Source organism: Nocardioides palaemonis (genome assembly GCF_018275325.1).
GTDB lineage: Bacteria > Actinomycetota > Actinomycetes > Propionibacteriales > Nocardioidaceae > Nocardioides > Nocardioides palaemonis.
In genome coordinates this window covers 503,710-516,654 of the sequence record NZ_JAGVQR010000001.1, presented here as the reverse complement: position 1 = coordinate 516,654, position 12,945 = coordinate 503,710, and the positions used below count along the sequence as shown (strand labels likewise).

Genomic DNA, 12,945 nt, shown 5'->3' with positions numbered 1-12,945 from the left:
CCAGGAGGAGGTCGTGCCGGTGACGGTCGTCGACCCGCCCCCGCTGCGCGTCCACCAGCGCGAGGCGCTCGCCGCGCTCGCCGGCGCGTGGGACGGCGCGGAGCACCCGCGGGCCTGGGTGGTGCTGCCGCCGGGAGCCGGCAAGACGCGGGTCGGCCTCGAGGCGGTCGCCGCGGAGCTCCGCGCCCACGCCGACACCCGCGCCGTCGTGCTCGCGCCCAACACCGCCATCCAGGCGCAGTGGATCGCCGAGGCGACCGCGCTGGGGATCGGCGCGAGCGACGACAAGGAGCTCGTCAGCCCGCTGACCTGCCTGACCTACCAGTCGCTCGCGGTCTTCGACTCCGAGGCCGCGGAGTCCGTCGACGGGTCCGCCGCCGTCGTCGACCGGCTCCACCCCAACGGCGTCGCGCTCTTCGAGCGGATCCGCGCGCAACCCCGGCTGGTGCTGGTGCTCGACGAGTGCCACCACCTGCTCGAGGTGTGGGGCCGGCTGCTGGCCGAGCTGCTTGAGGCGGTCGACCGCGCCCACGTCCTGGCGCTCACCGCCACCCCGCCGGAGAGCCTCGCCGGCGAGCAGCGCGCGCTCGTCGACCGGCTCTTCGGCGCCATCCGCTACCGCGTCTCGGTCCCGGCGGTGGTCAAGGAGGGCCACCTCGCGCCGTTCGACGAGCTGGTCTGGCTGACCACGCCGACCCCGACCGAGGAGGACTGGCTCGCCAGCGAGGCCGTGCGCTTCACCGAGCTGACCACGCTGCTCACCACGCCCGGCTTCGGGACGATCGGGTTCTACGCGTGGCTGACCGCGCGGTTCGTCGAGCCCGTCCCCGCGACCACCACCTGGGCGGCGCTCGCGGAGCGCGAGCCCGACCTCTGCGACGCGGCGCTCCGGATGCACCACGCCGGGCTCCTCTCGCTCCCGCACGGTGCCCGCCTGCGCGAGGAGCACCGGCACGCGCCGACCGCCGAGGACTGGGTCCGGCTGCTGGGTGACTGGCTGCTGCACCACGTCGCCGAGTCCGACGACCCCGCCGACGCCGAGGTGCTCGCCGTGGTGCGGGCCGCGCTGCCGTCGGTGGGCTACCAGTGGACGCGTCGGGGCGTACGCCGTGGGCGCTCGACCGTCGACCGCGTGCTCGCCCGGTCGTACGCCAAGCCCGGCGCGGCGGCGCAGATCATCGCCGCGGAGCACGCCGCCATCGGCGACCGCGCGCGGGTGCTGGTGCTGTGCGACCACGAACGCGCGTCCGCGACCGTGCCGGTCGCGCTCGACGGGGTGCTCGACGCCGAGGCCGGGTCCGCGCTCGCGGCGCTCGAGGTGCTGCTGACCGACCCCGCGACGGCCGTGCTGCACCCGATGCTGGTCACCGGGTCGGTGGTCGCGGGGTCCTCGTCGACGCTGGAGGACCTTGTCGCGTTCGTCGCCTCGCGGGACGCCGAGCTGGCGTCCCGGCTGCGGGTCGAGACCGACGGCTCACCGGTCGCGACCTGCTCGTCGGGCTGGACCTCGCGGACGTGGGTCGCCCACGTCACGGCGTACCTCGAGGCCGGGCGCACCCAGGTCCTGGTCGGCACCCGCGGCCTGCTCGGCGAGGGCTGGAACGCCCGCGGCGTCTCGACGCTGATCGACCTGACGACCGCGACGACGCTGACCGCGGTCGTGCAGACCCGCGGCCGCGCGCTGCGCACCGACCCGACCTGGCCCGACAAGGTCGCCACCAACTGGACGGTCGTCTGCGTCTCGGAGGCGCACCCGAAGGGCGACAACGACTGGTCGCGGCTGGTGCGCAAGCACCAGGGTTTCCACGGCATCGACGCCGACGGCGACATCGTCGACGGCGTCGCCCACATCGACGCGTCCTTCTCGCCCTACGCGCCACCGCCGGTGGCGTCGTTCGACGCGCTCAACGCGCGGATGCTCGTGGCCGCCGACGACCGCGACGCGATCCGCGAGGCGTGGCGGGTCGGCGAGCCGTACGACGACGTGACCCTCGCGTCGCTGCGGGTGCGGCCGTCCGTGCCCGCGGTCGTGCCGGTCGACGAGGTCGTCACGGTGGCGCCGGACGCGCCGGCGTGGCGGCTGGGGCCGGAGGGACTGACGACCGAAGCGCCGCTGCCGGACACGAGCTGGCGTACGCCGCTCGCGCTGGGCGCGGCTGCGGTCGGCGTCTCGGGCGCGGCCACCGTCGGGGGGCCGTGGGCGGTGGCGGCCGCGGGCGCGGCAGGTGGGCTGGCGACGCTCGGACAGGCCCTCACCACTCGCCGCGACCACGCCTCGGTCCTCACCGAGTGGGTGCGCGCGCAGGTCGCCCTGACCTCGGGCGTCCCGCCGCTGGAGGCGGTCGCCGCGGCGGTGGCCGACGCGCTCGTTGCGTCGGGACTCACCGAGGTCGGAGCCGCCGCGCTCGCCGTCGACGTGCACCCGGGCGGCGAGTACCGGTTCCGCCTCGTCGGCTCCGAGGCCGACGCCGAGGTCTTCGCGGTCGCCTTCGACGAGGCCATCGGCCCGGTCGGCGCCCCGCGCTACGTCGTCTCGCGCTACACCGACGCCACCTCCCCCGAGCGGCCGGTCCGTACGCGCCGCGGTGCCCGCGCCGCCCTGCGTGCCGCCCGCCCGACGTGCGAGGCGTGGCACCCAGTACCGACCGTCCTCGGACGCAACGCCAGCAACGCCGGGCAGTACCTGCGCGCCTGGAACGCCTGGGTCGGCGAGGGCCGTCTTCTCGCTGCCGCGAAGCCCGAGGGGGCCGGGATCGTCGCAGCGGTGTCGGGCGAGGACCCGTTCACCGCGACCACGGTGATGCGGCGGCACTGGTCCTGACGGCCGACGCTTTCGAGACGTGAAGCAGTCGATCGTGAGACCTGCCGTCTACAGAGCCCGACTTGAAGCAGAGCCAGCGCCGTCCGCGGAGGCTCGAGTAAGTCTTAAGTATCCTTGATTGACTTAAAAGTTCTAGAGTCTTACTCTTGAGTCGACAGCGTGCTTGAGCACCTCAGATGACCAGGAGAAGCAGTGAAGACAATTCAGATCGACGACGGGACGTACGACCGCCTTGTGGTCGCTGCTCGTCTCATGGACCGAACCGTCGGCGAGGTTGTGAGTCGCCTCGTGGACGTGCTTGCGTCGGATACCCCAGTCGCTGCTGGCCCGCCATCCAGCCCATCAGAAGCCGCAGCCCAGCAAGTCCGCGCATCGACCTCTTCGTCCAGCGCCTACAAACCTCCTGCCCGGGAGCACATCGACCCCAAGGTCGACTGGATCCCAATTGCAAAGACCTACAAGGGACACGACCTGAGCGCCATGTTCAACCCGCACACCCACGAGGTTCGGCTGACGACAGAGCCTTGGCACAACCAAGTTTTCTCGTCACCTACAGCTGCAGCAGTCGCGGTGGTAGACCACTTCTCCGGCGATGTCCGGGAGTCGCCAAACACCAACGGAAGGAAGTTCTGGAAGGTCGTGGCGACTGGAAAGAACCTTCATTCGCTCATCGGCGAGCGGTAGTACAGGTGCTGTGCTGTCCTCTTGCAAGCGAACAAGCTGAGCCCGGCTCGGTGCCGGTTCGGCAGCAGCAGTAGCTTCAGACGGCTCGCCGGGACCTTCGCCCCGCCGACTGCGGGACCGTACGCCCTGCCCGCGGACGACGCCGAGGAGAAGGGTCGAGGTGGAGCGAGAACCGCCCACCCAACCCCGAGGAGCACGTCATGAAGGCTGCCGTCGTCCCCACGCTCGGCGCACCGCTCGAGGTCCGCGACGTCCCGATCCCCGAGCCCGGCCCCGGCCAGGTGCTGGTGCGGATCGAGACCTGCGGGCTCTGCCACACCGACATCCACGCCGCGCGCGGCGAGTGGCCGGTCAAGCCCAAGGACCAGCTGATCCCCGGCCACGAGGGCGTCGGCATCGTCGAGGCCGTCGGCTCGCCCGACGTACCCGTCGCGGTCGGCCAGCGGGTCGCGCTGCCGTGGCTCGGCCACGCGTGCGGCCAGTGCCGCTACTGCGTCGACGGCTGGGAGACCTACTGCACCGCCCCGGCCTACATGGGCTACACGATGGACGGCGGCTACGCCGAGTACGCGGTCGCGTTCGCCAGCCACGTCGTACCGGTCCCCGGCGGCGTCGACCCGGTCGACGCCTCGCCGCTGACCTGCGCGGGCGTGACGACCTACAAGGCGCTCAAGGTCGCGGACCCGAAGCCCGACGAGACCTGCATGGTCGTCGGCATCGGCGGCCTGGGGCACCTCGGCCTGCAGTACGCCCGCATCTTCGGCACCCGCACCGTCGCCGTCGACGTCCACGACGACAAGCTCCAGCTCGCCAAGGACCTCGGCGCGGACTACGTGGTCGACGCCCGCGGCGACCAGGCCGCGCAGCTCGCCGAGATCGGCGGCGTCGACATCGCGCTCGTCACCGTCCCGTCGCCCGCCGCGATGCGGGCCGCACACGCCGCGCTCAACCCGAACGGCCGCCTCGTCCTGGTCGGCCTGCCCGCCGACAACCGCCTCGAGATCCCCGTGTTCGAGACCGTGCTCAAGGGCGTCAAGGTGATCGGCTCGTTGGTCGGCACCCGCAACGACCTCGCCACCGTCTTCGACCTTCACGCCCGCGGCCTGACCCGCGTCGTCACCGAGACCCGCGCGCTCGACGACGTCAACGCGTGCTTCGAGGAGGTGCTCGCCGGCGAGGTGCCGGCGCGACTGGTCTTCGACATGCGGTGACCGCGGGCCCGCTTGGTGGTTGAGGTGGGAGCGCTGCCTCTCGGTGGTTGAGGTGCGAGCGCAGCGAGCCTCGAAACCAGCGACGATGGGCGCATGACCGAACGCAACGTCCTCGGCGGCGAGCTCGACCCCTGCGGCACCGACCCGCTCACCGGGTTCCACCGCGACGGCAGGTGCACGGTCGGCCCGCAGGACGCCGGGCTGCACGCGATCTGCGCGGTGATGACCGACGAGTTCCTCGCCCACCAGAAGGCCGTCGGCAACGACCTCTCCACGCCGCGCCCGGAGTGGCACTTCCCCGGGCTCGTGCCGGGTGACCGCTGGTGCGTCGTCGCCGCGCGCTGGATGCAGGCGTACGCACACGGTGTGGCCGCGCCAGTCGTGCTGGCTGCCACCTCTGAGCGGGCGCTCGACGTCGTACCCCTCGAGGTGCTGCAGGCGCACGCCGTCGACGTACCGCCGGACCTCAGCAGCCTCGACTGACACCTTCGGTGCTGGAGGTGGAGCGCCGCCCTTGATCTGGGTGAATTTGCTGATGGGGGTGCCAAGTGTCGGCGGTGGCGTCCATGATGTGCCGCAAGCACTCATGAACGCAGACGGGGACCTCATGACCGCGACAACCGAACAGCGCATCTTCATCTCGTACCGACGCAGTGACTGCCAGTCGCAGGCCAACGGGCTCAACGACGGACTGCGCCACCGGATGCAGAACGCACGTGTCTTCATGGACATCGACTCGATCCCGATCGGTGCCGACTTCGAGGAGCACATCCGCAGCGAGATCGAGCAGTGCCAGGTCGCGCTGATCCTCATCGGTGACAACTGGCTCGACCCCCGCCCCGGGACCGACGTCCGACGGATCGACGAGTCCAACGACTTCGTCCGCCTCGAGGTCGAGTCGGCGCTGCAGGCAAACCTCCGCGTCATCCCCGTGCTGGTGGAGGGCGCTCGCATGCCCACTCCCGAGGAGCTTCCGCAGAGCATCCAGCGTCTGGCCCGCCTGAACGCCTTCGAGCTGTCCGACTCACGCTGGAGCAGCGACCTCGCCCGTCTCACCGAGCAGCTCGGCCAGTTGCTCGGGTCTGCCGGGCACGCAGCTCCGGCCCGCACGATGTCGTTCGCCGACGTCGACGAGGACGCACTCCGCTACGCGATCTCGTCGCTGCCCCACTCGTTCGCCACCAAGGACGTGTCGGAGCACCCCGCCGTCCTGGCCACCCACACCGAGGTGTCGCAGCTCGGGAACTACCACACGATGGTCGGCCGCTACCTGATGCAGCACCGGAGCTCGTTCGGTCTCGGCGAGCCCGGCACGGCTCGTGGAGACCGGGGGGCCGTGTGGACCAAGCAGCAGCGGCCCTCCAGCTACGCCGCTCCGCCGGCTCGCCCGGCCTACCCGACGCCGCAGGCCCAGGCGCCGACGGTCCCGTCCCACTTCGCAGCGCCGCCGCAGCCCCCGGCGCCGGTCCCGGCCCAGAAGAAGGGTCGATCGACCAAGGCGATGATCCTGTGGTGCGTCCTGACGCTCGGCTTCGCGTCCTGGGCCGCGCCCATCTGGGCGGCCAACCGTCGCCCGCACGACAAGGCGTTCCGCCGCCGGATGCACCTGCTCGCTGCCGGGATGGGGGCAGCCATCGTTCTCGCCACCATTCTCGCGGGCAGTGCACCGGAGGACGCCGAGGGCAACGCCACCGGACCGCTGGCGGACTTCGGCGGATCGATCATCCTGATATCGATGGTCGTCGGCATCGTCGTGATCGTCGCCTTCCGTCGCCCGACCACCCCGCTCGCCGGCACGCAGTCCGTCCTCGCCCGGCGAGAGAGCCGCGACCGGTACCGCAGGTTGGTCGAGCAGGACCGCCCTCTCGCCAGGTCGATGCACGTCGGACGGCCGGACGTGCCTCGTGACTACGACGACGGCGGTCTCGTGGACCTCAACAGCGTCCCGCCCTCCGTCCTGGCTCACCACGCTGGCGTCGAGCACGACGAGGCCGCGCGGATCGTCGAGATGCGCGGGCAGCTGGGACGCTTCGTCAGCGTGGACGAGGTCCTGGTCTACGTCGACCTGCCGGAGCCGAGCGCCAACCGCCTGCGGGACGTCGCCGTCTTCGTCTAGGACACGGGAGCTCGTGCCGGGACGTCGAGTGCCCAACCGACGCGGGCGAGCATCTGCGGGATCGCGCGGATCGAGTCACGGTCCTTGTCCCGCTCGATCTCGTCCAGCTCTGCCCAGTCGACCAGCAGCGGGTGCGTCTTCCGCACCGGGTCCTTGGCGCCCGGGTCGTACCGCCAGCCGTCGCGAAGCAGGTCGGCCATCCACCGGTCGTGCTCCTGCCGCGCCAAGGATTCCATGAGCTCGCTCTCGACCGGAGGCGTCTCCGAGGCAGTTCGCGGCCCCAGCGGGACCAGCGCCGCACCCAGATCGCCGAGCACCGCGCCGACCGCAGCCGCGAACCGGCGGTTCGAGTCCTTCAGGCTTTCCGGGAGCTCACCCCAAGCAATGAGTGACGGGTTGTCAGCCGCCGTCCTACCTCTCGAACGCTCGCTCGCGCAGTAGAAGTCATGCCGCGCGGCGGCCATGATGTCGACCCAGGAGTGGGCGAAAAACGCCTCCGGCTCCCGGAAGGTCGACCCCGCCGGGATGACGCACACCTTCTCGCTCACTCCCTTGAGGTCGAGCACCGCCCGGCCGCTGGGCAGCGTCGAGCACAGGAAGACCCGATCGACCTGTCGCTCGGACGCGATGGACAGCGCGGCGCTCAGCGAGGCACCGTCCGACACGTCGCTGCACACCAGTCCGATCCTGCAACTCGCGGGGACGACATCCACCTCCGCGACGACGTCCCGGATCCACGGGAGCGCGGCCAGCGAGGGACCGACCAGAGCTCGGTGCGTCGCTGCGTCGACGTGAACGGTGAAGGGCTCCCCTTCCGCCAGGCGACGCTGGCACCAGCGGACGAGCACACGTCGCGCGAGTGAGCCCCGTCCTAGGAGGTACACCTCCGACACGTCGGGGCCAGACCCCTGATCGACCGCGTCGATGAACGACGCTGCCTTGCGGTCGTCCGGGTGGAAGAAATCGAAGGTCGCAGCGCTGTCCGACTCCTCGAGCTGCACGCGACCCAGCACCGACCAGAGCGCTTCGTCGTCGATCGCAGCGTGAACAGTCGTCGCATGCCCTGCGACGGCCGTCAGCACCTCACAGACCTCGACGTTGATCGAGTCGTGACCGGTGTTCACGACCACGTGACGAGCGGTGTCGACCCGACACCGCATGAGCTGCTCGGGCTGCCGCGCGTCGCCCACGATCACGAGCGCACCGAGTGCCTGGACATCCGCTGCTGCCGGGTGGGAGGCGTCGGAGTCGAGGACCACGACCCTGCGGCCCTGGCTGCGCAGCGAGCGGGCGAGCTCCCTGCCCGTCTCGCTGAGTCCGGCGATCACGACGTGGTCGCGGCCGAACTGACGCAAGAGCAGACGACGGATGCGCTCTCCCGCGAGCGCGACGATCGCAGCGAAGGTGGCGATGGCCAACGACAGCGGCGCGCTGAACCGGGCGATGTTCAGGGCGAGCGGCGGCTGGTCGAGGTCGGTCTGCGTCTCCATGAAGAACAGCTGGATCGCACCGAACGCTGCATCCGGTCGGGACATCGAGGCGTCTGCGAGATCCCGGTAGCCGATGTATCCCAACAGCAACGAGACCGGAATCAGCACCACTCCCAGCCACACGCCCACACGGTTCAGCGCACTCATCGATCCCCCATCGTGATCGGCCGGACGGCCGGGGTCAGCCTAGGAGGAGACGCACCTCTGCGGGGCCAGCTCCACCGCACTAGCTGCTGCGGCTCAGATCCCGAGCCGGCGCGCCACGTCGTCGCCCGCCACCCGGCGTACGGTCGCCGGGTCGCCCACCACCACCAGCTCGTCGGTGGCCCGCGACATCCCGACGTAGAGCCGCTCCCGGGCCCGGTCGCGCGAGCCGTCCTCGTTGAGGCACAGCACGACCGCGCGCCGCTCGAGGCCCTTGCACCCGAGGACGTGGCCGTAGAAGACGTCGTCGTCCCAGTAGGTGCGCCAGTAGCCGTCCTGGTCGTGGAAGTCGGTGCGCTCCACCTGGATCGGGTGCCGGTGGCCGGTGGTCAGGAGCGCGACGTGCTGGGGGTCCCACCCGGCGTCGAGCAGCTGGTCGACCTGGTCGTCCGCGACGTCGAGCGGATCCTCCTCGGCGACGTCGACGAAGCGGACCGACGGCCCCTCACCGCCGCGGCTGTACATCCGGCTCGGCGCGAGCGGGCCGAAGGACTCGTGGATCTGCTTCGTGTTGCGCAGGTTGTGGTCGAGCACCAGCGGGACCAGCGCGACCGGCGGCCGGCCGAAGCGCGCGAAGATCCGCTGGTTCTCGTCGGAGTAGACGTAGAGCCCGCCTTCCTCCTCGTCGCGCAGCGCCCGCAGCACCGGCGTCCACCACGAGTCGGCGAAGTCCTGCGCCTCGTCGACGATCACGGCGTCGAACTTCTTGCCGTCCGGCAGGTCGGCGGCGAGCGCGGCCATCTCGGCGGGCAGCCGCTCCTCCCAGAACTCGCTGTCCTGCCGGTCACCGTCGGACGCACCCCACTGACGACCGAAGTCGTGGAAGGTGCCGACGAACGCCGGCTTGTGTCCGTGTCGCCAGGTCGCGACCTCACGCTTGAGGTGCTCGGCGAGCCCGATCGAGTAGCAGAGCAGCGCGACCCGCTGCGACTTGCGGTCCTGCCCGCCGCGGGTGAGCTCCTTGGCCTGCTGCAGCGCGAGCACCGTCTTGCCGCTGCCCGCACCGCCGCGCACCTCGACGCGGTGGAGCAGCCGGGTGACCTGCAGGATCGTGGCCTGCTCGAGCGTGAGCCGGTCGGCGACGCTGGCGCGCTCGTCGGCCTCCGCGCGGATGTCGTACGACGTGGGCAGTCGACCGGTGAGGATGTCGGCGATCGCGTCGACGTCGTCGGCGGTCGCGACCCGCTGTCCGTGGGTCATCTTCTGCGCGTTCTGCCGCAGCCGTCCGACGAGGTGCTCCTGGTCCTTGGTGTCGTGCAGCGACCAGCGCGGCAGGTCGGTCAGCGCGAAGTCGGCATCGAACTCCGAGTACGGCGTGACGACTGCGTGCGCCCACGCGACGCGGGTGCGGCTCCCCCAGCGCTCGTCGCGCTCGACGTAGGCACGTAGGGCGTACTTGCCGTCGCGCGCCTGGTCGACCGGGTGGATGACCGCCTCGCGGCCGCGGCGCTTGATGCGCCAGCCCTCGTCCCACCAGACACTGCCGCCCTTGACCTCGAGCGCGACGATGCCGATGTCGGGCATGAGCACGACGATGTCGACCTCGTGGTCCTTGGACTCGTCGGTGAGGCGCAGGTTGGTGATGAGCACGTCGTCGTCACCGAGGCCGTCGCGCAGCCGTTCCCACACCGCCTGCTCGGACTCGGTGGTGAAGGTCGGCTGCTCCGGGATCAGGCGAGGCATCCGCACACCCCATCACCTGACACGGCGCCGCGTCCTGCGAACGCGCTCACCGGCCGGTCCCTGCCTCGTCCTCGTCGAAGAGGGCGAGCTGGTCGAGCTGCACCTTGCGCACCGGCGCGTCCACGATCAGCCGCAGCGCGGCGCGCATCCGCGCGGCGAGGTCGCGCAGGTAGTCGTGCCGCGCCTGGGCGACCTTCTCCCTGCTGTGCTGCTTCAGGTTGCGCGCCTCGCGGACCTTGCCACGCATCTCGCGACGACGCTGCTCGGTGACCCGGATCGCCTTGAGCAGCAGGCCGGTGTCGTTGCCGTAGACCCTCGCCATCGTCGCGGGGCCAACCGAGCCGCGCTGGTCGCGCTCGAGCTCGGCCATCACGGCGTACGCCGCGTCGAAGCGTCCGTCGCGCTGCTTCGGCGTCGCCTGCTGGACCGAGGCGGCCAGCCGCTCGGCGAGGTCACGCGCCCAGCCGTCGACGTGGGTGAGCAGGCGCTGCACCTCGATGTGGATCGTCCAGGCGGTCGCCACATCCAGACCCACCTCGCGGGTCACGCTGATCCGGCCGTCGGCGAGGAAGAAGGTCAGCCCAAACTCGGCGCGGTTGAGACGGTTGACCTCCGCCAGCGCCGTCTCGGTGTCGGTGACGCCCTCGGCGAGGATGCACGAGATCAGCGCACGCGGGATGGTCTTGTGGACCAAGATCCACACCTGCTGGTCCTCCGTCGGCAGCAGTAGGTCACCGTCGACGTCCCACTCCGGGGCGTCGTCGTAGAGGCCGGCGACGGCGAGGTCAACGACCGCGCGCACCTCCTCCACCGAGGTAGGGCGGACGACCTCGTGCACGTCGGGCTCGACGCGGACCGGCTTCGGCGGAAGCGGCTTGCCGCCCTCGCGAGCAGGCTCGAGACCCTCGGCGTCGAGGTAGATCGGGTGCAGCACGCCGTAGACCTCGCGCAGCGCGCGAACCACCATCACGGCGACCCGGTCCGCCTCACGCCGGTCGACGTCGAGCCAGAAGTTGGTGTCGCCGTCCTCCCAGCTCCAGGCGTTCGGCTGCTGGAACCCCATGTCCCCTAGCGCCGCCTCCTGGTCGTCGTCGAGCAGGCACTCGTCGGCGAGGTAGACGTTGCTCACCGCCTCGACGCGCACCATGTCGTCGCCGCCGGCGACCTGGCAGTAGGGCGAGGCCCCGCCCTCGTGCTGCTGCGGCATCTCGACGACGATCGAGTCGTCCGGGCCCATCCCCGCCACATGGTCCGCTAGCCGCTGGCGGAACTCCCGCCACGCCTTCTCCACCGCGTCGTCCCACCGACGCTCGAGCTCATCAGTCATCTCTCGACCCCCGTCTGGATCGCCCCCGCGATCCCCACGAAAGACACGCTAGAGAAGCCCACCGACAGCGGCTCACCGAAACGGAGGACGAGTGTCCGCCGCCATGGGATGTGCGGGCGGTCGAGCCGGTAGGCTTCGCTCGTTGATGTCCCGTATATCTGTCGTGCCACCAGTCGTCGATCGTGATGGATGCGATCCATCCCTGACCAAGGGGGGCAACGATCACGTCCGGCCGTCTCGGGCACCTTTGAGTCTGAATGCCCAGATCCGACGTAGGGCCGGTCACATGCCCCAGCCGCGCCCTTCCACCAGTGAGGCGATGGGCGGACTTGATACCTGCCATCGGCTCCCACACTCGTGGTGAAGATGCTCGTGCTCATCGGGATCAGAGCCGCGCCGTGAGTCACGGACTCGATCCGCCCTGCATCACGAACAGGCGCCCCTCGTCCCCGTCGTGCAGTCGGAGTACGCCGCGATCGTGCTTGACTGTCAGGAGTCGATTGACAGGAGATCAGATGGGCGTCGAAGACCCGAACCTGGCTTGGGACGACCCTGCGTGGGCCGAGAAGAGCGACGGCAGCTGGCAGGCGCGGCTCAGACGTCACCAGGCGTGGTGGCGGCATGAACGTCTTGGGCTCGGCGCAGGCCCGATTCGGCCGGACGGACGCCTGGTCGCATCGATGCTCCCGGTCGACGTTGGCTTCGAGCCCAACCTGATGACGCCTGAGGCTGTGGCCGCGGCCACCACGGCGATCACGTCCCTTGAGTCAGAGAAGCGCCCCGGTCTGATTCAGCTCGACCGGCTCAAACGCAACCTCCTGTCATCACAGCCGCTGTGCTTCAACCTCCTCGGCCACTTGTCAGCCACTCCAGACGCGCTCCTGCAATGGGTCCAGTCCATCTCGGCGCGGGCCACGGATGTGCGAGAGGTGCGCCTCGAATGGGCGCCCGCCGACTCATTCTCCAGATCGGCCTTCGATGCCTTCGTCACTTATTCGCTACCCGGAGGCGCAGCAGGCTTCGTCGGGGTGGAGTGCAAGTACGCGGAAGACCTTTCGAAGGCGCAACCCAAACCGGCTGCACCGAAGTTCCACGACGCCACCGTCACGGGAGCCTGGCTGCAGAGAGCTGCGCCCGCGCTCGACAAGCCGAGGCTCCGGCAGTTCTGGTACAACCAGCTGCTCACACAGCGCGTCTGCGCCACCGGTCAGTACGCCGAGGGGTACGGCGTCGTGGTCGCGGCCGCTGCGGATGAGCCGGCCCGCACCGTCACGGCCGAGGTCGCTGCGCAGCTCATAGATCCCACCGAGCTGCGCTTCTGCGCGCTAGAGGACCTGCTCGACTCGGTGTCCGGTCATGAGGCCTGGCGCGCCGCATTCCGCGAGCGCTACCTCGCCTTCTGAACCTCC

General features: G+C 70.6%; 9 protein-coding genes. 6 read left to right on the top strand and 3 right to left on the bottom strand.

Features of this window, described 5'->3' with window-relative positions; all coding sequences use genetic code 11:
• Positions 1–13 precede the first annotated feature (13 nt).
• From KDN32_RS02420 to KDN32_RS02400, 5 genes are all read left to right on the top strand, one after another.
• A complete protein-coding gene (locus KDN32_RS02420) occupies positions 14–2,821 on the top strand; it encodes a DEAD/DEAH box helicase family protein (protein WP_307853633.1) in 2,808 nt (935 codons plus the stop codon).
• A 192-nt stretch (positions 2,822–3,013) separates the two neighbouring features.
• Complete coding sequence (locus KDN32_RS02415) at positions 3,014–3,505, top strand: hypothetical protein (protein ID WP_211730523.1); 492 nt, start codon at positions 3,014–3,016, stop codon at positions 3,503–3,505.
• A gap of 200 nt (positions 3,506–3,705) precedes the next feature.
• Positions 3,706–4,716, top strand: coding sequence for an alcohol dehydrogenase catalytic domain-containing protein (locus tag KDN32_RS02410; protein ID WP_211730522.1), 1,011 nt, complete (start codon positions 3,706–3,708; stop codon positions 4,714–4,716).
• Between the two features lie 93 nt (positions 4,717–4,809).
• Positions 4,810–5,199 (top strand): DUF2237 family protein, encoded by a 390-nt coding sequence (locus KDN32_RS02405; protein WP_211730521.1) that lies wholly within the window; start codon positions 4,810–4,812, stop codon positions 5,197–5,199.
• Positions 5,200–5,323: 124 nt separating this feature from the next.
• Positions 5,324–6,832: a TIR domain-containing protein gene (locus KDN32_RS02400; protein WP_211730520.1), complete on the top strand. Its 1,509-nt coding sequence runs from the start codon at positions 5,324–5,326 to the stop codon at positions 6,830–6,832.
• Here KDN32_RS02400 and KDN32_RS02395 read toward each other — a convergent pair.
• From KDN32_RS02395 to KDN32_RS02385, 3 genes are all read right to left on the bottom strand, one after another.
• Positions 6,829–8,469: an NAD-binding protein gene (locus KDN32_RS02395; protein ID WP_211730519.1), complete on the bottom strand. Its 1,641-nt coding sequence runs from the start codon at positions 8,467–8,469 to the stop codon at positions 6,829–6,831. The genes KDN32_RS02400 and KDN32_RS02395 overlap by 4 nt on opposite strands.
• 93 nt (positions 8,470–8,562) lie before the next feature.
• Positions 8,563–10,209, bottom strand: coding sequence for a nuclease-related domain-containing DEAD/DEAH box helicase (locus KDN32_RS02390; protein ID WP_211730518.1), 1,647 nt, complete (start codon positions 10,207–10,209; stop codon positions 8,563–8,565).
• A 46-nt stretch (positions 10,210–10,255) separates the two neighbouring features.
• The gene (locus KDN32_RS02385) at positions 10,256–11,536 is read right to left on the bottom strand and encodes a TY-Chap domain-containing protein (RefSeq protein ID WP_211730517.1); all 1,281 of its coding nucleotides are present in this window, start codon (positions 11,534–11,536) and stop codon (positions 10,256–10,258) included.
• Positions 11,537–12,051: 515 nt separating this feature from the next.
• On the opposite strand from KDN32_RS02385, the gene KDN32_RS02380 reads away from it, so the two are divergent.
• Positions 12,052–12,939 carry a PGN_0703 family putative restriction endonuclease gene (locus tag KDN32_RS02380; protein ID WP_211730516.1) on the top strand — a complete coding sequence of 296 codons (888 nt, stop codon included), beginning with the start codon at positions 12,052–12,054 and terminating at the stop codon, positions 12,937–12,939.
• The last annotated feature ends 6 nt before the right edge of the window (positions 12,940–12,945 follow it).